Origin of the sequence: Micromonospora sp. NPDC049891, from assembly GCF_040660295.1 — a bacterium.
GTDB lineage: Bacteria > Actinomycetota > Actinomycetes > Mycobacteriales > Micromonosporaceae > Micromonospora.
In genome coordinates, this window is record NZ_JBFAML010000002.1 from 231,418 (window position 1) to 252,112 (window position 20,695).

Here is a 20,695-nt window from a genome sequence, read left to right on the forward strand (position 1 = left end):
ATTTATCGGAGCTTGTTCAGCCCTTGAGAACAAGCTAAGGTCCATGAGGATCTTTCGATCCAGTTCATCAATTCGAGTGGTGGACGGTGCGTGGTGCCTGATAACCGTTACTCCTACGTCTCGTTCTCCAAGCCTGCACTCGACGGTGACCTCGACCGGCTGATCGGCGCGGCTGCCACTTGGCGGCCGATCGAGGGGCGGCTGATCACCAGCTTCGACCTGGCCGGCTGGAGTGCTGTGGCGGAGCACGAACTGACCCCGGTGCCCCGCCCTGGGAGCGACACCCCCCGAGCGGTCGCAGAGGCGATTCTCGACGTGCTGCTACTCGACCGCTATCGGCGTGGCCCGGTCGAGAACGTAAGGGCGTACGCAGACGACTTCCTGGCGTGCATCACCGAGCGGGTGATCGCCGCCGCCCCGGTGGAAATCGTCATCCCGTCCTTTCCCGCGCGCCCGGCGAATCCACTGACCCACCTACGGACTGAGCCGGATCTCGGAGAGGCGGCGGCATTCCGTCGGCTTGCCCAGATCGCCGCGCACGTACGGCTCTGCTACCCACCGGGGGTGCGCTTCATCATCTGCCTGGACGGCCGTGCCTACGCCCCCTTCTACGGCTACACCTGGCAGTCCTTTGCTGGCTATCCCCGCCAGCTGGCCGCCCTCGTGGAGCGGATGGGGTTGACCGGCACGATCGACTTCGTCGATCTCCAGTCGCTGGTCGACGCCCGGCTCGAAGAGTTCACCGCCCTGCACCATCAGGTCACCGCCGAGCTGCGGCAGGAATGGGCGAAGCCGGACTATCCGTTTCGTGACGAGCTGGTGGAGAGCATGAAACTCGGCACGAACAGTGCCGCCATCCACGCTGCGGCCAGCAAACTGGTGAAATTCGGGGAGGGTGACGAGCAGGCGGTGGCCGCGGTTCGCGCGATGCGTGCTGCGATCCACACCCAGGCGCATGCCACGGCCTTCGGTTACATGTGCTTTCTCGTCACCATCCGCCGGCTGGATCTACTCGGCCAGCGTTTCCCCGCTGCGCTGCGTGGCACGGTGCATCCCAAACCCGGGCAGTATTCGCCGTACCTGGTCAACGAACGGACAAGGATCGTGCCGTGGCACGGAGTAGCGGTACTACGCCCCGACGGTGAGGTCGACTGCGTATACGAAAGCGAGATATACCAGCACCCACAGCGGTATACGGCGGTTTATCTGGATGGTGAGGCCACTCCGTTCTACTACGAGCAAAAGGACTGATCCTTGGCCATCCGGGCAGCCCTCACGCTGGCTGATATCTACGGGCCGGGTCGCGTGTTCCTGCCACGTCCGTCGTTCACCCCCTACCACTTCCTGCCACCGGACAACGCGCTGCTCGACTCGATCAGCGGCGGCCAGCTCACCGTCGCAGGCGACCTCGCGGTGGTCTGCGCGGGTGCGACGGCCACCGACTGGATCCTCGACCTGTTGCGAACCGTCGGCCTGGACGTGGCCAAGCAGCTGATCCGCTACCAGGGACCGGAGGATCTCGCCGCGATCCTGCGGGACCTCGGCACACGCTCGGGATCGGTCGTGGTCCAGCACCTCCTGCCCGAGCGCGAGCTGGCGGTCGGCAGTTACTGGATCCCGCCACGGTTGCTGGCGGCACTGAACAACAAGGCGAATCTCGATCGACTGGTGCCCGCCAGGCACCGTCCCCGCCGGGAGGTCGTACCCCGGGAGGAGCTGGCCCGGATGCGGCTGGCGGCGCCGGTGGTGCTCAAAGCCGCCACCGACCTTTCCAGCGGCGCTGGCCAAGCCGTGGTCATCTGCCGGCATCCCGGCGACCTGGACCGGGCGGCGGCTAGGTTCGCCAACTGCCGGAGCGTGGTGGTGGAGGAGTATCTTGCGATCCGGGCGAACCACTGCGTCCAATTCGTCATCACCGACGACCGGATCGACCATCTCGGAACGGCCCCGCAGGTCACCGACGATCAGGGTGCCTACCACGGCAACTGGCTCGGCGACGAGCCGGCGCCGGCCGACCTGATCGCGGTGGGCCGGGCGGTGGCTGACCGGGCTGCCCGGCTCGGTTACCGGGGTGTCGCCGGCTTCGACATCGTGACCACGCAGGATGACCGGACCCTGGTGTTGGACCTCAACTTCCGGCTCAACGGTTCGACCGTGCCGCTGCTGCTGGCGCCCGGCATTCGCGCGGCCATCGGTACTCCCTTGCTGCGCTTCCGGTCCTGGCGCGTCGACGCCAGCGGGCCGGCTCTGCGTCGGACGCTGGGCGTCGCGGCGCGGTCAGGACTGATTCCGCTGGGCGTCTTCGATCCGGCAGCTTCGCCCTATCCGGCCGCGCCCGGCAGGGTCGCGGGACTGCTGCCCGGTGCCAGCCGTGACGAGGTCGAGGCGGTCGTTCAACACCTCGCCCGGCTCGGGCTGCACTGACCGGCACGGTCACGGGGCCGGTCGGAGAAATCGATCGTGGCTCGCGGAGCGGTCCGGCCGGGACGTGTCAGCTGGTTGGAGTCGACCCCGCCCAACTTCGAAGAGGCTTGATAGTTCCGAGGACCGAACCGGGCGTTGAGCCGGGCCCGATGCTGTGGGATTCTTGGACGCCGATGCGTTGTCGCGCGTGTGAGTGACCGTCGCCCGATGGGCAACCGGGACCGCCACGGTCCCGGGGGACGACGGCCGAGGACGGATTCGTCTCTGGTTCCACCGGTTCCGAGCCCGGCACGTCGGGCTCGGAACCGGTGGATCTCCGCGTGACCAACGAAGGACGATCATGAAGATCTCGGACCGGCACGGCGTCCGACACCTGTCCCCACCCCGACGATCCGCCCGACGCGCGCACTCCCTCCTCGCGGTCGGCCTGCTGCTCGGCACGGCCGCACTTGTCGGGATCGACCAACCGGACGCTGTCGCGGCGACCACGCCGGTGACGGTGACCGTGAACGCCCGGGCGGGACTGGCCACCGTGCCCGACACCGCCCTCGGCGTCAACCACGCCATCTGGGACTCGCAACTGGGCACCACCGAGACGTCGGACCTGCTGCGAGCGGCCGGTGTGCAGATGATGCGTTATCCAGGCGGTTCCTACGCCGACATCTACCACTGGCGGGATCACACCGCCCCCGGCGGCTACGTCGCTCCCGGCACCGACTTCGACACCTTCATGGCCGGCGTACGGCGGGCCGGCGCCCAGCCGATGATCATCGCGAACTACGGCACCGGCACCCCGGAGGAAGCGGCCGAGTGGGTCCGGTACGCGAACGTGACGAAGGGCTACGACGCCCGCTACTGGACGGTCGGCAACGAGAACTACGGCAACGGCCACTACGGGTCGGCGTGGGAGGCCGACCACCACCCCGACAAGAGCGCCACCTACTACGCGAACCTGGTGGTCGCGTACTCCGACGCGATGAAGGCCGTCGACCCGAGCATCAAGGTCGGTGCGGTGCTCACCATGCCGGCGAACTGGCCCGACGGGCTGACCGCCGGTGACGACCCGGGCCCGTGGAACCAGACGGTGCTGTCCATCGCCGGCGAGAAGATCGACTTCGTGGACGTGCACTGGTACCCGGGCGGCAGCGCCGCCGAGTCGCTGCCCCGGACCAGCCACATCACCGACGCGGTCCACCTGCTCCGGCAGCAGATCACCCGGTACGCCGGCCCGAACGCCGGTCGCATCGGCATCAGCCTCACCGAGGTGAACGTCACCTCCCAGGGGATGACCAGCCAGCCGGCCGCGCTGTTCCTCGCCGACGCGTACAGCGGGCTGCTGGCCAACGGGGTGTTCACCGTCCACTGGTGGAATGTGCGCAACGGCATCGGGCAGGTGTCGACGGTGGCCGGGCAGACCGACTACGGCGACTTCGGCATGCTCTCCAGCGGCACCTGCACCTCGGACGGGTCGGTCTGCGAGCCGCCGTTGAACACGCCCTTCGCCGCCTATCACGGACTGTCCATGATGAGCCGCTTCGCCGGTACCGGTGACCAGTTCATCCGGGCGGCCACCGACGAGCCGTTGGTCACCGCGCACGCGGTACGCCGAGCCAACGGCGAGGTCGCGGTGCTGCTGGTCAACAAGGACCCGGACAACGCGCGTGAGGTCGGCATCGACTACGCCGGCTTCGCCCCGTCGGGCGAGGAGCCGACGGTCCACACCCACACCAACGGCGCCACCGCCATCGCGACCAGCCGGTCCGGCAGCGCGACAAGCCGGACCCTGCCGCCGTACTCGCTGACCACGCTCGTGGTGCGGCCGGCCGCGCCGACCACCGGGAAGCCCGGTGCTCCGGGGCAGCCCACGGTCGCCGACGTCACCGACCGGACCGCGACGATCTCCTGGCCGGCGGCGACCCGGGGCGCCAGCCCGATCGCCAAGTACGAGGTGTACCGGCAGTACGGCGCGGTGAGTGAGCAGCTCGGCGAGACCTCGGGTACCTCGCTGACCGTCGGCAACCTCGTGCCCGGCGGCAGGTACACGGTCAACGTGCTGACCCGCGACACCGCGGGCCGGGTCTCATGGGCGTCGCCGCCGCTGACCTTCACCACCGGCAGCCCGGCCACCAGCGCGTGCGGCGTCCGCTTCACCCGGACCACGGACTGGGGCAACGGCTACGTGGCGAACGTCGACATCGTCAACAACTCGGACACCGCCGTCGACGGCTGGACGCTCACCTGGACGTGGCCCACGACGTGGCAGCGGGTGGGCAGCGGCTGGAGCGCGAACTGGGAGCAGGTCGGCACCACCGTCCGGGTCACCGGCACCGACGACAACCGTCGGATCCCCGCCGGGGGTGGCACCAGCGCCGGCTTCGTCGGGGAGTACAGCGGACCGAACGTCACGCCTACCGCGTTCCGGCTCAACGGCACCCTCTGCACCGTCAGCTGAGGCCGTCGGCGTCGCCGGTGGAGCCACCGCCGCTCCACCGGCGACGCCGGGACTGGTGATTTTGCCGATGCGGTGCCGGCGCGGCGCACCAAACACTGATCGCAGTCGATACAGCTCCAACCCAAGGGAGTATCCGACGTGCGATCAACCACCACCACCCGTCCCCGTACCGTCTCCCTCCTGGCCCGGCTGGCGACGGCCGCCGTCGTGGCCGCCGGTGGCGTCGTCGCCACCTCGACCCCCGTCCAGGCCGCCAACCCGTACGAGCGGGGACCGGCACCGACAAACGCGATCCTGGAGGCCAGCCGCGGCCCCTTCGCGACCTCCTCGACGACCGTCTCCTCGCTGGTCAGTGGCTTCGGCGGCGGCGTCATCTACTACCCGACCACCACCACGGCGGGCACCTTCGGCGCGGTGGCCATCTCGCCCGGCTACACCGCCTCCTGGTCGAGCCTGGACTGGCTAGGCCCACGGATCGCCTCGCACGGTTTCGTGGTCATCGGCATCGACACCATCACCCGCCTGGACCAGCCGGCCAGTCGGGGTCGGCAACTGCTGGCCGCGCTGGACTACCTGACCGAGCGCAGCTCGGTGCGCGGTCGGATCGACGCGAGTCGGCTCGCCGTGGCCGGACACTCGATGGGCGGTGGCGGCAGCCTGGAGGCCGCAGCGAGCCGGCCGTCGTTGCAGGCCGCGGTGCCGCTGGCACCGTGGAACCTGACCAAGAACTGGTCGAACCTGCGGGTGCCGACGCTCATCGTCGGCGGTGAGAGCGACACCGTCGCCTCGGTCTCGTCGCACTCCGAGCCGTTCTACAACAGCATCCCGGCGTCGGCCGAGAAGGCGTACCTGGAGCTCAACAACGAGGGCCACTTCTTCCCGAACACGGTGAACACCCCGACCGCCAAGCAGATGGTGGCCTGGCTGAAGCGGTTCGTCGACGACGACACCCGGTACGAGCAGTTCCTCTGCCCCGGCCCGAGCGGCCTGGCGATCGAGGAGTACCGCAACACCTGCCCGCACTGAGGTCGACCGGGGCGGTCGCGTCGCGTCCGCCCCGGGTCGTCCGGCCGCCGGTCTTCCGTCCCGTGGACCGGCGGCCGTATATTGCATCGACAGTGCAATAACGTTGGAGGTGGTGAGTGTCCGACCACACGGCCGACGGGCTGCGCGGGCTGGTCGCAACGTTCCTGCGGACGCACGACCCGAGCGGTGACCGCACCGGTTTCCTGCGCGCCCGTTTCGACGCCGGACTGGCCTGGGTGCACCACCCGCCCGGTCGCGGTGGCCTGGGCGCACCGCCGCACCTCCAGGCGGTGGTGGACGAGGCCTTCGCCGAGGCCGGCGCGCCGGACAACCGGCCCCGGCGCAACAGCATCGGCCTCGGCATGGCCGCGCCCACCCTGCTGCGGCACGCCAGCGACGCCCAGTGCCGGCGCTGGCTGCGACCGCTGTGGACCGGCGAGGAGGTCTGGTGCCAGCTGTTCAGCGAGCCCGACGCCGGATCCGACCTGGCCAGCCTGCGTACCCGCGCGGTGCCCGACGGTGCCGACTGGGTGGTCGACGGCCAGAAGGTGTGGACGTCCCTGGCCCACCGGGCGCGCTGGGCGATCCTGCTGGCCCGCACCGATCCGGCCGCCCCGAAGCATCACGGCCTCACCTACTTCGTCTGCGACATGACCGCGCCGGGGGTACGGGTGCGGCCGCTGCGGCAGGCCACCGGCGAGGCGGAGTTCAACGAGGTCTTCCTGACCGGGGTCCGGATACCCGACAGCCACCGGGTCGGCGCGGTCGGGCACGGTTGGCAGATCGCCCGCACCACGCTGATGAACGAACGTGTCGCCATCGGTGGCCGGCCGTTGCCCCGGGAGGGCGGCATGGTCGGTGTGCTGGCCCGGCTGTGGCGGGAACGACCCGACCTGCGCACCGGTGGCCTGCACGAGGAGGTGCTGCACGCGTGGGTACGCGCCGAGGCCGCCCGGCTGGCCGCGCTGCGCCTGCGCCAGCTGGTCGCCGCCGGTCAACCCGGCCCCGAAGGTTCGGCGGTGAAGCTGTCCTTCGCCGAGCTGAGCCAGCGGATCAGCGGCCTGGAGGTGGAGCTGCGCGGTGCCGAGGGGCTGCGGCACGACGAGTGGACGATGCGTCGCCCGGCCGAACCCGACCTGCTCGGCCGCACCGCCACCCACCGGTACCTGCGTGCCCGGGGCAACTCCATCGAGGGCGGTACGTCGGAGATCCTGCGCACCATCATCGCCGAGCGGGTGCTCGGGCTGCCCGCCGAACCCCGGGTGGACAAATGACCGACCTGCTCTACGACGCCGACGAGGAGGCGCTGCGCGGCAGCGTCCGGGACCTGCTGCACGCGCACGCGCCGTGGCAGCGGATCCTCGCCGCGATCGACGGTGGTGACCCGTACGACGCGGCGCTGTGGCGCCGGCTGGTCGACCAGGTCGGGGTGACCGGCCTGGCCGTGCCCGTCGAGCACGGCGGTGCGGGGGCCGGTTTCCGCGAGGTCGCGGTGGTGCTTGAGGAACTGGGCCGGGCCGTCGCGCCGGTGCCTTTCCTGGGCGCTGTGGTGGCCACCCGGGCGCTGCTCGGTTGCGGCGAGTCCACCCTGTTGCGCCAGATAGCAGCCGGTGAACGCGAGGTGGCGTTGGCGGTGGGTCTCGCCACCGCGCCCGACGCGGCTCCCGGGCCGGTGACTGTCGGCCCCGGACCGACGCTGTCCGGCCGGGTGGCCGGGGTGGCCGACACCGCGCCGCACGGCCTGCTGCTGGTCCCGGCCGGCGACGGGTTGTACGCCGTCGACGCCGTCGAGCCGGCGGTACGGAGGACACCCGTGGTGTCGCTGGACGCCACCCGACCGCTCGTCGACATCGAGTTCACCGCCGCACCCGCCCGCCCGGTCGCCACCGGCGCGGTGGCCGCCACGGCGTTGACGGCGGCGTTGACCGCGGGTGCGGCGCTGCTCGCCTCCGAGCAGGTCGGGGTGGCGCAGTGGTGTCTGGACACCACTGTCGACTACGTGCGGCAGCGCCGTCAGTTCGGCCGTCCGGTGGGCTCGTTCCAGGCGGTCAAGCACCGGCTGGCCGACCTCTGGGTGGAGCTGACCGAGGCCCGGGCGGTGGCCCGGCACGCCGCCGACCGGCTCGGCGTGGCCGGTGCCGAGGCGGCGCTGGCCGCCGCGCTGGCGCAGGCCTACTGCGGCCCGGTGGCGGTCCGGGCGGCGGAGGTCTGTGTCCAGCTGCACGGTGGGCTGGGCTTCACCTGGGAACACCCGGCCCATCTGTACCTCAAGCGGGCCAAGAGCACAGCTATCGCCTTCGGTACCGCCGACCGGCACCGGGCCGCCCTGGCCCGGCTGGTCGACCTGCCCGCGCCGTCCTTCGTGGAGCCCGTCCCGGACGGTGGTGCCGGCCGCTGACGGCCGGCCATTGAAGGTGTTGACGAAACACGCGAGAAATGTACACTCCGAGTGTAATAAGTTGGTCGCGAGGTGAGGGGCGGGTTGATGGCGGACGGTCTCGCACTGCACCAGGTCGGCGTGCGCTTCGGCGGCCTCACCGCCCTCGACGACGTCTCGCTGGAGGTCGGCCCGGGCGAGGTGGTCGGGGTGATCGGCCCCAACGGGGCCGGCAAGACCACGCTGTTCAACGTCGTGTGTGGCTTCGTCACCGCGCACACCGGCACGCTGACCCTCGACGGGCGGCCCTTTCGACCACGACCGCACCGGCTCACCCGGCTGGGCATCGCCCGGACGTTGCAGGGCACCGGCCTGTTCGCCGGGCTCACCGTGCTGGAGAACGTGATGGCCGGGGCCACCCACACCGCCCGCGCCGGCCTGGTGCCGGCCCTGCTCGGCCTGCCCCGCAGCGACCGCGACGAACGCCGGCTGCGCGAGCAGGCCCGCGCCGTCCTGGACGACCTGGGCATCGCGGCGTACGCCGACGCCGCGCCGGACACCCTCCCGTTCGCGGTACGCCAGCGGGTCGCGCTCGCCCGGGCGCTGGCCGCCCGCCCCCGGCTGCTGCTGCTCGACGAGCCGGCCGGCGGTCTCGGCGCCGACGACGTGGACACCCTCGCGGAGCTGATCCGGCAGCTGCCGCACCGGGCCACCGACCCCTGCGCGGTGCTGCTTGTGGAGCACCACATGGACCTGGTCATGGCGGTCTGTGACCGGATCGTGGTGCTCGACTTCGGTCGGGTCGTCGCCACCGGGCCGCCCGAGGCGGTCCGCGAGGATCCGGCAGTGGTGGACGCCTACCTCGGTGCGGCCGTCGACGAGGCCGCGTAGTGGGCGCCGACCTGCTCGCCGCCGAAGCCCTGGCCGCCGGCTACGGGCCGGTGCCGGTACTGCACGACGTCGACCTGCGGGTGCCGGCCGGCACCATCGCCGCCGTCATCGGCGCCAACGGCGCCGGTAAGACCACCCTGCTGCGCACCCTCTCGGGCATGCTGCGCCCGACCGCCGGTCGGATCCTCTTCGACGGCCGCGACCTGCGCGGTACCCCCGTCGAGCAGCTCGTTCGGCGCGGCGTGGCGCACGTGCCGGAAGGGCGCGGCGTGATCGGCGAACTCACCGTGGCGGAGAACCTGCGCCTCGGCGCGTTGTGGCGGCGGGACCGGGCCGCCGCCGCGAGCGCCCTCGACGAGGTCTACCAGCTCTTCGAGCCGCTGGCCCGGCGTCGGCGCCACCTCGGCCATCAGCTCTCCGGCGGTGAACGGCAGATGCTGGCCCTCGGCCGGGCCCTGGTCGGCCGACCCCGCCTGCTGTTGCTTGACGAACCGTCGCTCGGTCTGGCACCGCGGGTGGTGGCCCAGACCATGGCGTTGCTGCGCCAACTGCGCGACGACACCGGGCTGACCGTGCTGCTGGTGGAGCAGAACGTGCGCAGCGCCCTGGCCGTCGCCGACCAGGGCATCGTGATGTCGCTCGGCCGGGTCGCCCTGGCCGCCCCGGCCGCCCGGCTGCGCGACGACGCCGACCTGCGCCACGCCTACCTCGGATTCTGAACGCAAGGAGGACCGTGGACCGCTTCCTCTTCCTCACCCTCGACGGACTGTCGAGGGGCGCGGTCTACGCCGCGTTCGCCCTCGCCCTGGTGCTCATCTGGCGGGCCGGTCGGATCGTCAACTTCGCCCAGGGCGCGATGGCGGTGGCCGCCGCGTACGTCGCGTACAGCGTCACCGCGGTGACCGGCTCGTACTGGCTCGGCTTCGGCGCGGCGCTGCTCGCCGGGCTGCTGCTCGGCGCGGTCGTCGACGTCGCGGTGATGCGGCTCGTGGATCACCGCTCACCGCTCAACCCGGTGATCGTCGCGCTCGGCCTGGTCCTGCTGATCCAGGCGATCCTCGGCATGGTGTACGGCAACGAGTACCTGCCCGCCCGGACACCGTTCAGCCGCAGCGCGCTGACGGTCGGCGGCACCCCCGTGCTGTCCCCGTACGACCTGTTCGTCTTCGCCACCGTCGGGGTGGTCGGCGCGGCACTCGTGTGGATCTTCACCCGGACCGCGATCGGGCTGCGGATGCGCGCCGCGGCGTTCGCGCCCGAGGTGTCGCGGCTGCTCGGCGTGAACGTGAGCGGCATGCTCACCCTCGGCTGGGCGCTGGCCTCGGGTGTCGGCGCCCTGGCCGGGATGCTCGTCATCCCCACCGAACTGGGTCTGCATCCGCACGCGATGGACCTGGTCTTCGTCTCCGCGTTCACCGCCGCGGTGCTCGGCGGGCTGGACAGTCCGCCCGGCGCGGTCGTCGGTGGTCTGGGCGTCGGTCTGCTGCTGTCCTACGTGAGCGGGTACGCCGGTGGCGACCTCATCCCGCTCGCGGTGCTCGCGCTGCTGCTGACGGTGCTGCTGCTGCGCCCCGGCGGGCTGTTCGCCCCGGTCACCGCGAGGCGGGTGTGAGCGCCACCCGGGCGCCGGCGCCGCCCGCCCGACCCGCCGCCGCCGAGCCCGCCCACCCCGGCCGGTCGCTGCCGACCCTGGTGCGTCACCTCGCCGTCGCGGCCAGCGTCGCGTTGCTGGTGCTGATGGCCAGCTACCAACTGGACTCGTTCCGCAACTTCCAACTGGCCACGGTGGCGGCCTACCTCTGCGCCACCGCCGGGCTGACCGTCCTGACCGGGCTCTGCGGGCAGCTCTCGCTGGGCCACGGCGCGCTGATGGCCACCGGCGCGTACACCCTCGCGTTGGTGCAGAACGCCTTCGCCGACCGGGGCCTCACCGCCGGTGGGGTGCTGATCGTGTCGCTCGTGGTGGCGGTGCTCGCCACCGTCGTCGTCGGCGCGGTCGTCGGGGTCGCCGCCGCCCGGCTGCGCGGGCCGTACCTGGCCGGGCTCACCCTGGCCGTGGCGGTGGTGGTGCCGGCGTTGACAGTCACCTTCGACGGCGTCTTCAACGGCGAGCAGGGCCTGGCGGTTCCGGTGGCGCCCGCACCGGAAGGCCTGGGCGTCTACTTCCCGCACGAGCGGTGGCAGCTCTGGGTGGCCGCCGCGGCGACCCTGCTCTGCCTGGTGCTGCTGGCGAACCTGGTCCGCAGCCGGTACGGCCGCTCCTTCCGGGCGGTACGCGACGACGAGATCGCCGCCCGCCTGGCCGGCATCCACGTGGCGCGTACGCAGGTCATCGCCTTCGTGGTCAGCGCGGCCAGCGCCGGCCTCGGCGGTGCCCTGCTGGCGGTGCTCGCGCAGAGCGTGTCACCCGGCGCGTTCGGCCTGACGTTGTCGCTGTTCCTGCTGATGGCGGTCGTCATCGGCGGTCTCGGTCGACTCGCCGGGGCGGTCTGGGGCGCCTTCCTGCTGGTCGCCCTGCCGGACCTGACGCACTCCCTGACCAACCTGTTCACCCTCTCGCCGGCGGCGGCGCAGCGGCTGGAGGGCAACCTGCCGCTGGCGATCTTCGGCAGCACGTTGATCGCAGTCATGATCGCCGCGCCCGGCGGCGTGCAGGGGCTGTTGTCCCGGCTGGCCCGGGCGTTGCGCGCCCGCTGGCCGATCGGGCGGTCGTAACCGTTCCACCCGCTCACCCCAACCAACCATCTCGCACAACCGGACCGATGAAAGGTCGGTGTCCCATGCGAAGCACGGCACGACGCGGTCTCGTGATCGCCACCACCCTCACCCTGCTGCTCAGCTCCACCGCCTGCGGCTCCGACGACGGCCCCGGGTCGGGGGCGCCGGTGCCCGGCGTCACCGACACGGAGATTGTCGTCGGCACCCACATGCCGCTCACCGGTCCGGCGTCCGCCGGCTACTCCAAGATCGCCCCGGCGACGAAGGCGTACTTCGACTACGTCAACGCCAACGGCGGCGTGCACGGTCGCAAGATCACCTACAAGATCATGGATGACGGCTACAACCCCGCCACCACCCAGCAGGTGGTCCGCCAGCTCGTGTTGCAGGACAAGGTCTTCGCCATCCTGAACGGGCTCGGCACGCCGACCCACACCGGCGTGCTGGACTTCCTGCACACCAACCGGGTGCCCGACCTCTTCGTCGCCTCCGGCAGCCGCAGCTGGGACCAGCCCGACCGCTATCCGAACACCTTCGGCTTCAACCCCGACTACACGGTCGAGGGCAAGATCCTGGCGAACCACGTGAAGACCGCCCTGCCCGGCCGCACGGTGTGCTTCCTCGGCCAGGACGACGACTTCGGTCGGGACGCGCTGGCCGGCGTGGAGCAGGTGCTCGGCGCCGACGGGGTGGCGGACCGCCAGACGTACGTCACGAGCAACACGAACGTCGCGCCGCAGATCGGTGCGTTCAAGGCGGCCGGCTGCGAGGTGGTCATCCTCGCCACCGTGCCCGGCTTCACCGCCCTGTCCGTCGGCACCGCCGCCCGCCTGAACTTCCGCCCGCAGTGGCTGGTGTCGAACGTGGGCGCCGACCACCCGACGCTGTCCCGGCAGCTCGGCGAGGCCGCCGCACTGCTGGAGGGCCTGATCGGTCTGAACTACCTGCCGATGCAGGGGGACAGCGACGATCCGTGGATCCAGCTGTTCACCAAGGTGAACACGGAACACAACGGCGGCGCGGAGTTCGACGGCAACACCGTCTACGGGATGGCTGTGGGTTACCTGTTCGTCCAGGTGCTCCAGGCCGCCGGCAAGGATCTCACCCGTGAGTCGCTTGTCGAGGCCGTCCGCAAGGGCGGCTACCAGGGTCCCGGCGTTGCGCCGTTGCGGTTCTCCGGCACCGACCACTCCGGCTACGGCGGTGGCCGGCTGAGCCGGGTCGAGGGGGGAGAGCAGCGCTACTTCGGCCCCACCTACGAGACCGACGAGGCCGACGGACCCGTCAACGAGTACACCGCACCGCCGGTGGCGCCGCCCGCGAACGGCGTGCCGAGCGCCTGATCCGCTCGCCCGGTGCGCACCGCCCGGACCCGGACCCCGGGCGGTGCGCACCGGCGAGGTGCGCCGACGTCGCCGGCCCGCCACGACCCGCAGCGGCCCGGCGCCTGCTCGACGAGGCTCGTCCGGGCAGGGTCTGAGCAACGCCTAGACTCGGCTCGCACGAACGCGACGCCAGGGGTGAGGGGGACGGCGGGGATGGTCAGTGCCGAGGCGGCCGGCCGGGTCGACGGGCGCACCGCCCGGGCCGAGCGCACCCGGGCGGCGATCGTCGAGGCGCATCTCGCGCTCATCTCCGAGGGCGACCTGCGCCCGACCGGTGAGCGCATCGCCGAGCGGGCCGGCATCTCCCTGCGTACGCTCTGGACCAACTTCAAGGACATGGAGACGCTGTTCGAGGCCAGCGGTGCCGAGCTGCTGCGCCAGCAGGACGCCGCGTGGCGGCCGATCTCGCCCGCGTTGCCGCTGGCGAAGCGGGTCGACGCGTTCTGCCGGCAGCGGGCGAAACTGCTGCAACTGATCGCGCCGTCGGCTCGGGCGGCGCAGATGCGTGAGCCGGTCTCCGCCCAGCTGCGCCGCAACCGGCTCAAGCACATCGCCCGGGTACGCGACGAGGTCGAGCAGCTGTTCGCCGAGGAGCTGGACCGCGCCGGGTCGGCGCGGGAACAGGTGGTGAACGCCGTGGTGGCGGCGAGCACGTGGCCGGCGTGGTCGACCCTGCGGGACGGTCTCGGGTTGGGCGTCGACGCCGCCCGGGCGGTGATGACCCGCACCGTCGGCGCGCTGCTGGCCGAGCCGGTCGACCGCTGACCCGTCGCGCTGCTGCCGACCGCCCGACATTCACCCCTTCTCAAGCGCCTGCGGGTAGGCGAGACTCGATGCATGATTAATGCATCTACAGTGCAAATAGCTGGGCTACGGGGCCGGCAGGCGGAGTGCCGGGAGATCCGAACCCTGCTCGCCGCACCGGCCGGGAAAGCGCTGCTGCTGCACGGCGAGCCCGGCTCCGGGCGCAGCGCGCTGCTGGCGTACGCCCACCGGCACGGTCGGGGTCGTCGACTGCTCGCCGCCGCCGGCCTGCCCGACGAGGCGGTGCTGCCCTACGCCGGGTTGCAGCGGCTGCTCGACCCCGTGCTCGACCGCGCGTGCGCGCTGCCCGAACGGCAACGGCAGGTGTTGCGCCGGGCCGTGGCCGGCGAAGGCTGCCGCGACCAGGACCAGCTCGTACTCTCCCACGCCGTACTCGGGCTGCTCGCTGAGGCCGCCCACGACGGCCCACTGCTGTGCACCATGGACGACCTCGACGCGGGCGACGCCCCGACGGCGCGGTTGCTGACCTTCGTGGCCCGGCGGCTGCCGCACCTGCCCGTCGTCCTGCTGCTCACCGCCGGCAGCGACAACGGAGCGGACGCGATACCCGGTCGCCGGCTGTTGCCGCTCGACGACCTGGACAGTCGCGCCCTGCTCACCGCTCGCCGCCCGGGACCGCCACCACCGGGACCGGTGCTGGCCGCCCTGAGCACCCTCGCCGCCGGAAACCCGCAGGCCCTGATCGACCTCGCGGACTCGCTGACGCCCGGCCAGTGGCACGGCACGGAACCCCTACCCACGGCACCACCGGCCGACGGCGAACTGGGCCGGGGGTACCGCGCGCTGCTGTCCCGCCTGCCCGGCGACACGCGGCGCGCGCTGCTGCTGGCCGCGCTCGCCGCGACCGCCCCCAGCACCCCGACTCCGGCCGACCAGGGTCGCGCCGTGGAGCCCGCCACGCTCGGCCGGGCGCTGCAAGCGGCCGGCGGCAGTGTCGCGGCGCTCGTGCCGGCCGAGGCCGCCGGCCTGATCCGGCTCACCCCACCCGGTGGCGTCGTTTTTCCCCGGCCGCTGGCGCACGCCATGGTCGAGGCGACCGCCTCCCTCGCCGCGCGCCGCGACGCCCATCTGCTGCTCGCCGCCGCGCTCGACGGCACCGGGACCCGGTTGCGTCGGGCCCTGCACCTGGCGGCGGCGACCGACGGCCCGGCCCCGGCACTGGCGACCGAACTGGCGGACGCGGCGGGCGACAGCGCGGACCGCGCCACCGCCGCGACGGCGCTGGCCCGGGCCGCCGAACTCAGCGACGACCCGGTGCTCGCCGCCAGCCGGCAGGTCAACGCCGCCCGCTACGCCTGGCAGGCAGGGGACCCCGACCGGGCCCGCGCCTTGCTGCACCGCGTCGCGGACGCACCCACCGGCCCGACTGCCGTACCGCCGGTCGGGGTGGCCCCCGCGCCGGTCGGGCGCGACAACGGAACCGGTGCGCCGGACGGGGTGCCGCCCACGCCGCCCGGGTGGGGCGCCGACAGCGGAGCCGGAGGCGACCGGACGGTGGCCGCCGCAACTGGCGGTCTAGCCGAACTGCTGCGTGGCGAGATGCGACTGCGCTGCGGCTCGGCGTCGGCCGCGCTGCCGACCCTGCTGGCCGCCGCCACCGCGTTGGCCGACGTCGATCGCGAGTCGGCGCTTGTCGCACTGGTGCGAGCCGGCGAGGCCGTCTGCTTCTCCGGTGACCAGTACCGCTACGCGGAGGTGGCCCGTCGGATGTCGGCGCTTCGTCGCGACGGGGATCCCCACTGGGTGGACCTGCTGACCACCCTGGTCGCCGGGGCCGCCGCCACGCTGCGCGGTGAGCACGCCCACGGCGGTCCGCTGCTGCGCCGGGCGGTGGTGCTCGGCGGCCGGCTGACCGGTGCCGCACTCACCCCTACCGCGTTGAGCGGCGCGGCCGTGGCCGGCCTGCTGGTGGCGGTGGACGCCGCGGCGTACCGGCTCGCCGACCGCGCCGTCGAACTGGCGGCCGACCGTGGCGAGGTGTCCCTGCTGCCCAGGGCGCTCGAACTGCGTGCGATGAGTGAGTACTGGCTGGGTCGCCACGACGCCGCGACGAAGAGCTGCCGGGAGGGGCTGCGGGTGGCACGGGCCGCCGGGCAGCACACCAGCGCCGACGTGCACCTCGGCCTGCTCGCCGTGCTCGCGGCGGTGCGGGCCGACCGCGACGCCAGTCTCGGCCATGTCGCCGAGCTGGGTGACGCCGCCGTACCGGGCAGCCGCCCGCACGCCCTCGCCCAGTGGGCCCTCGCGTTGCTGGACCTGGTCGAGGCCAGGTACGCCGACGCCGCGGACCGCCTGGTCGCGCTGGCCCGACCCGGTACCGGACGGGGTCAGGTCCTGGTCCAGGTGATGGCCACGCCCCACCTGGTGGAGGCCGCCGCGTACGACGGTCGGCAGGCCCGGGCCCAGGCCGCGCTCGCCGTCTTCGACCGCTGGGCCGGTAGTACCGCCAGCCCGCTGCGTCGAGCGCTGTCGGCGCGCTGCCACGCGCTGCTGGCCCCGCGCGGCAGCGCCGAGGCCGAGCGGCAGTTCCGGGTGGCGCTGGCCCTGCACCCGTCCGACGCCGCCACCTTCGAACGGGCCCGTACCGAGTTGCTCTTCGGTCGGGAACTCCGCCGCGCTCGCCGTCCCCGGGAAGCCCGCGGTCACCTGCACCGGGCCCGGCAGACCTTCACCCTGCTCGGCGCCGACGTGTGGGCCCGGCAGACCGCCGTGGAGCTGCGAGCGGCGGGGGAGTCGGTGGGTACGCCGGACCCGCACGCCGCGCTGCTGCTCACCGGTCAGCAACTGCGGATCGCCCACCTGGTCGCCGCCGGCGCCACAAACCGGGAGGTCGCCACGCAGATGTTCCTCTCCACCCGGACCGTGGACCACCATCTGCGCAACATCTACCACCGGCTCGGCATCCGCTCCCGGACCGAGCTGGCCCGCGCGCTGGGTTGACGTTTCGAAACCGATATTCAACCGATCCATGACGGGCGTCAGAAAATCTTGACATTTGATGGTCGGTGACTGACGATGGCCAACACGGCCGGGTGATCTCACTCACATCGAACCCGCCGTAGGTCCCAAGGCACCCGTCGGTGTTGACGCACCCACCACCCCCGCCCCAGGAAGGGCCTTGTCGATGAAGAAGGTACTCACGCTCGGGCTGATCGCCGGTGTCGCGATCGCGCTCGCTGGATGTACGGACTCGGACGCCACCCCCTCGGGAGAGAACAGCGGCGAACTGCGCCCGGTTCGTGTCGCGGCCCTGCCCATCACCGAGACCGCCGCGCTCTGGGGCGGGATGAAGGCCGGCATCTTCGAAAAGCACGGACTCGCGGTCGAGGTGCTGCCCGCTCAGGGCGGCGCGCAGGCCATCCCCGCGCTCATCAACGGTGACATCGACTTCGCCATCGGTCAGCCGTTCGGCCCCTTCCGGGCCGACCTGCAGGACCTCGGCGTCGTGATGATCGGCAACTACGCGTCGTCCTACGCCGAGGGCGACGACATCAACGCCGTGGTCGCCTCGGCCAAGTCCGGCATCACCAGGCCGGCGGAGCTCGCGGGCAAGCGGGTGTCGGTGAACAGCCTGGGCGCGGCGGGCGACGTGACGATCATGGCCGCGGTGGAGAAGGACGGTGGTGACCCCACCACCATCAAGTTCGTCGAGGTCGCCTTCCCCGACGTCCCGGCACAGCTCGAAGCCGACAACATCGACGCCGCCTGGGTGCCGGAGCCCTTCGTCACCCAGCTGCGCAGCCGTGGCGACACCTTCATCGTGGCGCCCTACCAGGCGGTCGCCCCGGGGCTCGCGACGCTCACCACGATCGCGACCAAGGCCAAGATGGACTCCGACGCCGAGCTGATCGCCGACTTCACGGCGGCGATGAAGGAAACGCTTGAGTGGGCGCAGGACTCCGCGAACGAGACAGCCGTCCGTCAGGCCATCAAGGACAACCTGGAGCTCCCGGAGCCGGTCGCGGACTCGGTGAAGCTGCCGCGGTTCAGCTGGGAGCTGGACCGGGCGAGCCTGGAGTCGCTCGCCACCCTCGCCGGCAAGTACAAGGTGCTCGACCAGCAGCCCAACTTCGACCGCCTCATCCAACAGCAGTAATCGGCGCGGTCCCGCCCTTCCCGGTGACCGGCCGGGAAGGGCGTCGCCGCCGACCACGGGAGCAACATGCACGTCTTGTCCATCCGGCGTCCGCGTTCGCTGCGCAAGGTGATGCTGGGCCTTGCCGGGCTGACCGGGTTCCTCGTCGTCTGGCAGCTGATCCCGACCCTCGGCCTGATCAACTCGCAGTACCTGCCGTACGTCACCGACGTCTTCGCCCGGCTGGCCGAGGAGTTCCGCGACCTCGCCTTCTGGCGCCGGCTCGGCAACACCATGACCTCCTGGGCGATCGGGCTGGCCGTGGCCACGGCCGCAGCGGTCGTCCTCGGTACGATCGTCGGCCTGGTGCCCTTCCTGCGCCGCGCCACCCACACGGTTGTGGAGTTCCTGCGGCCCATCCCGTCGGTGGCGCTCATCCCCCTCGCCGTGCTGCTGTTCGGCATCCAGATGCAGGCCGCCCTCGTCATCATCATCTACGCGTCGTTCTGGCAGGTGTTCGTGCAGGTGATCTACGGCGTCGCCGACGTCGACGCGGTCGCCCGGGACACCGCCCGCAGCTTCGGACTCACCCGGCGCGAGCGACTGTCGTACCTGGTGCTGCCGACCGCCCTGCCGTACCTCATGACGGGCGTCAGGCTCGCCGCGGCGGTCGCCCTCATCCTCGCCATCACCGCCGAGATGGTGATCGGCAATCCCGGTCTGGGGCGGATGATCGAGCTGTCCCGCTCCGCCGGTGACTCCGTCGGGCTGTACGCCTTCGTGGTGGTCACCGGGCTGCTCGGGCTTCTGGTGAACCTGGTCTTCCGCTTCATCGAACGACGTTCGTTGTCGTGGCATCAGTCCGTACGCGGCGAGGAGGTCCTGTGACCGCGCACACCGACCGGATCGCCAAGCGGTCGCGCGGCGGCGATCTCGGGCGCCGCGTCGCCGCGGGCTTTCTCTACTCGCTCGGGCTGCCCTTCCTGTTGCTGGTGATCTGGGGACTGGCGTCCTCCTCGTCGACGAACCGGTTCTTTCCCGGCCCCCTCACCATCCTCGAAGCCTTCCGGGAAACCTGGATCGGCCCTGCGTTCGTCGACGACGTGCTGCCGAGCCTCTACCGGCTCGCCCTCGGCATCGCGGCCTCGATCGTGATCGGCATCGCCGCCGGCACGCTCATCGGGCTGTTCACCTGGCTCCGCGAGCTGCTCGAACCGTTGCTGGAGTTCTTCCGGGCCATCCCTCCGCCGGTGCTGATCCCGGTGGTGATGCTGCTGCTCGGCATCACCGACACGATGAAGGTGGTCGTCATCGTCTCCGGCGCGGTCTGGCCGATCCTGCTGAACACGATCGACGGGGTCCGGGCCACCGACAGCGTGATGTCCGAAACCGCCGACTCGTTCCAGATCACCTGGTGGGAGCGGCTCCGGTTCCTCGTGCTTCCGGCGGCCAGCCCCCGGATCATGACCGGGGTCCGGCAGGGGCTCTCGGTCGCGCTGATCCTGATGGTCATCTCGGAGATGTTCGCCTCGTCCGCCGGACTGGGCTACCGGATCGCCTACTTCCAACGCAACTACCTCATCGCCGAGATGTGGAGTGGCATTCTCCTGCTCGGCCTCGTCGGCGTTCTCCTCGCCGCGACCTTCGGTGTCGTCGAGCGACGGGTGCTGCGCTGGTACCACGGAATCAGGGAGGTCAATCGTGCCTGACCGGAGCACCCTGCTGCGGGTGGAGCACCTGCGCAAGGTCTACGAGTCCACGAACGGCGACGTCGAGGCGATCGGGGACATCAGCTTCACCATGCACTCCGGTGAACTCGTCTGCATCGTCGGGCCGTCCGGCTGCGGCAAGACGACCCTGTTGAAATGCCTCGCCGGCCTGCTCCGGCCGACCAGCGGGCTGGTCGAGATGGACGGGCAGCCGGTGACCGGTCCGAGCCCGGCGATGGCAGTCGTCTTCCAGGAGTACGGTCGCAGTCTCTACCCGTGGCTGACCGTCCGGGGCAACGTCGAGCTGCCGCTGCGCCACAAGCGGCTCTCCCGCCAGGCCCGCGACAAGCTCGTCACCGACGCCATCGAGGCGGTCGGGCTGGCGCACGCGGGACGCAGTCACCCGTGGCAGCTCTCGGGTGGCATGCAGCAGCGGGTGGCGATCGCGCGGGCCATCGCGTACCAACCCGAGGTGCTGATCATGGACGAGCCGTTCGCCGCGGTCGACGCGCAGACCCGCGCGGACCTGGAGGATCTCGTCCGTGAGCTGCACGCCACGCGCAAGATCTCGGTTCTCTTCGTCACCCATGACATCGACGAATCGGTTTACCTGGGGGAGCGGGTGCTGGTCCTGTCCGCCTCGCCGACCTGGGTGCAGGAGGATCTGGCGGTCGACCTGCCGCCGGAGCGGGACCAGATCACCACCCGGGCGCTACCGCGCTTCACCGAGCTGCGTACGCACGTCTACGACCAGATCCAGCGTGCGAAGCGCGGGCAGACCGTCGCCCCGTGAACGTGCCGAGGGGTGGATTC

The 20,695-nt window shown here is 71.7% G+C and carries 17 protein-coding genes; all 17 read left to right on the forward strand.

The window, feature by feature from the left end; all coding sequences use genetic code 11:
• Nucleotides 1-90: 90 nt before the first annotated feature.
• The 17 genes from AB0I71_RS04295 (at nucleotide 91) to AB0I71_RS04375 (ending at nucleotide 20,675) form a co-directional block, all read left to right on the forward strand.
• On the forward strand, nucleotides 91-1,251 hold the full coding sequence (locus AB0I71_RS04295) for an L-tyrosine/L-tryptophan isonitrile synthase family protein (protein WP_357581809.1): 1,161 nt from the start codon (nucleotides 91-93) through the stop codon (nucleotides 1,249-1,251).
• Nucleotides 1,252-1,254: 3 nt separating this feature from the next.
• Nucleotides 1,255-2,424, forward strand: a complete 1,170-nt coding sequence (locus AB0I71_RS04300; protein ID WP_357581810.1) for a hypothetical protein — start codon at nucleotides 1,255-1,257, stop codon at nucleotides 2,422-2,424.
• 340 nt (nucleotides 2,425-2,764) lie between these two features.
• Nucleotides 2,765-4,876, forward strand: a complete 2,112-nt coding sequence (locus AB0I71_RS04305) for a cellulose binding domain-containing protein (protein ID WP_357581811.1) — start codon at nucleotides 2,765-2,767, stop codon at nucleotides 4,874-4,876.
• A 138-nt stretch (nucleotides 4,877-5,014) separates the two neighbouring features.
• On the forward strand, nucleotides 5,015-5,902 hold the full coding sequence (locus AB0I71_RS04310; protein ID WP_357581812.1) for an alpha/beta hydrolase: 888 nt from the start codon (nucleotides 5,015-5,017) through the stop codon (nucleotides 5,900-5,902).
• A gap of 116 nt (nucleotides 5,903-6,018) precedes the next feature.
• Nucleotides 6,019-7,176, forward strand: coding sequence for an acyl-CoA dehydrogenase family protein (locus tag AB0I71_RS04315; protein WP_357581813.1), 1,158 nt, complete (start codon nucleotides 6,019-6,021; stop codon nucleotides 7,174-7,176).
• Nucleotides 7,173-8,300, forward strand: coding sequence for an acyl-CoA dehydrogenase family protein (locus tag AB0I71_RS04320; protein WP_357581814.1), 1,128 nt, complete (start codon nucleotides 7,173-7,175; stop codon nucleotides 8,298-8,300). Before AB0I71_RS04315 ends, AB0I71_RS04320 begins: the two co-directional genes overlap by 4 nt.
• Nucleotides 8,301-8,387: 87 nt before the next feature.
• Nucleotides 8,388-9,170, forward strand: a complete 783-nt coding sequence (locus tag AB0I71_RS04325) for an ATP-binding cassette domain-containing protein (RefSeq protein WP_357581815.1) — start codon at nucleotides 8,388-8,390, stop codon at nucleotides 9,168-9,170.
• Nucleotides 9,170-9,889, forward strand: coding sequence for an ABC transporter ATP-binding protein (locus AB0I71_RS04330; RefSeq protein WP_357581816.1), 720 nt, complete (start codon nucleotides 9,170-9,172; stop codon nucleotides 9,887-9,889). The genes AB0I71_RS04325 and AB0I71_RS04330 overlap by 1 nt, the downstream gene beginning before the upstream one ends.
• Nucleotides 9,890-9,903: 14 nt before the next feature.
• Nucleotides 9,904-10,782 (forward strand): branched-chain amino acid ABC transporter permease, encoded by an 879-nt coding sequence (locus AB0I71_RS04335; protein ID WP_357581817.1) that lies wholly within the window; start codon nucleotides 9,904-9,906, stop codon nucleotides 10,780-10,782.
• A complete protein-coding gene (locus AB0I71_RS04340; protein ID WP_357581818.1) occupies nucleotides 10,779-11,885 on the forward strand; it encodes a branched-chain amino acid ABC transporter permease in 1,107 nt (368 codons plus the stop codon). The genes AB0I71_RS04335 and AB0I71_RS04340 overlap by 4 nt, the downstream gene beginning before the upstream one ends.
• Nucleotides 11,886-11,950: 65 nt before the next feature.
• On the forward strand, nucleotides 11,951-13,231 hold the full coding sequence (locus tag AB0I71_RS04345) for an ABC transporter substrate-binding protein (RefSeq protein WP_357581819.1): 1,281 nt from the start codon (nucleotides 11,951-11,953) through the stop codon (nucleotides 13,229-13,231).
• Nucleotides 13,232-13,426: 195 nt separating this feature from the next.
• Nucleotides 13,427-14,038 (forward strand): TetR/AcrR family transcriptional regulator, encoded by a 612-nt coding sequence (locus AB0I71_RS04350; protein WP_357581820.1) that lies wholly within the window; start codon nucleotides 13,427-13,429, stop codon nucleotides 14,036-14,038.
• Nucleotides 14,039-14,110: 72 nt separating this feature from the next.
• On the forward strand, nucleotides 14,111-17,038 hold the full coding sequence (locus AB0I71_RS04355; protein ID WP_357581821.1) for a LuxR family transcriptional regulator: 2,928 nt from the start codon (nucleotides 14,111-14,113) through the stop codon (nucleotides 17,036-17,038).
• Between the two features lie 184 nt (nucleotides 17,039-17,222).
• Nucleotides 17,223-18,194 (forward strand): ABC transporter substrate-binding protein, encoded by a 972-nt coding sequence (locus AB0I71_RS04360; RefSeq protein WP_357581822.1) that lies wholly within the window; start codon nucleotides 17,223-17,225, stop codon nucleotides 18,192-18,194.
• A gap of 66 nt (nucleotides 18,195-18,260) precedes the next feature.
• The gene (locus AB0I71_RS04365) at nucleotides 18,261-19,061 is read left to right on the forward strand and encodes an ABC transporter permease (protein WP_357581823.1); all 801 of its coding nucleotides are present in this window, start codon (nucleotides 18,261-18,263) and stop codon (nucleotides 19,059-19,061) included.
• Nucleotides 19,058-19,882, forward strand: coding sequence for an ABC transporter permease (locus AB0I71_RS04370; RefSeq protein WP_357581824.1), 825 nt, complete (start codon nucleotides 19,058-19,060; stop codon nucleotides 19,880-19,882). Before AB0I71_RS04365 ends, AB0I71_RS04370 begins: the two co-directional genes overlap by 4 nt.
• Complete coding sequence (locus tag AB0I71_RS04375) at nucleotides 19,875-20,675, forward strand: ABC transporter ATP-binding protein (protein ID WP_357581825.1); 801 nt, start codon at nucleotides 19,875-19,877, stop codon at nucleotides 20,673-20,675. The genes AB0I71_RS04370 and AB0I71_RS04375 overlap by 8 nt, the downstream gene beginning before the upstream one ends.
• Nucleotides 20,676-20,695 lie beyond the last annotated feature (20 nt).

Bases quoted from the DNA above. Each gene is read 5' to 3' on its own strand.
- AB0I71_RS04305 (WP_357581811.1), top strand. From the start codon at position 2,765: ATGAAGATCTCGGACCGGCACGGCGTCCGACACCTGTCCCCACCCCGA.
- AB0I71_RS04320 (WP_357581814.1), top strand. From the start codon at position 7,173: ATGACCGACCTGCTCTACGACGCCGACGAGGAGGCGCTGCGCGGCAGC.
- AB0I71_RS04325 (WP_357581815.1), top strand. From the start codon at position 8,388: ATGGCGGACGGTCTCGCACTGCACCAGGTCGGCGTGCGCTTCGGCGGC.
- AB0I71_RS04345 (WP_357581819.1), top strand. From the start codon at position 11,951: ATGCGAAGCACGGCACGACGCGGTCTCGTGATCGCCACCACCCTCACC.
- AB0I71_RS04350 (WP_357581820.1), top strand. From the start codon at position 13,427: ATGGTCAGTGCCGAGGCGGCCGGCCGGGTCGACGGGCGCACCGCCCGG.
- AB0I71_RS04355 (WP_357581821.1), top strand. From the start codon at position 14,111: ATGATTAATGCATCTACAGTGCAAATAGCTGGGCTACGGGGCCGGCAG.
- AB0I71_RS04360 (WP_357581822.1), top strand. From the start codon at position 17,223: ATGAAGAAGGTACTCACGCTCGGGCTGATCGCCGGTGTCGCGATCGCG.
- AB0I71_RS04365 (WP_357581823.1), top strand. From the start codon at position 18,261: ATGCACGTCTTGTCCATCCGGCGTCCGCGTTCGCTGCGCAAGGTGATG.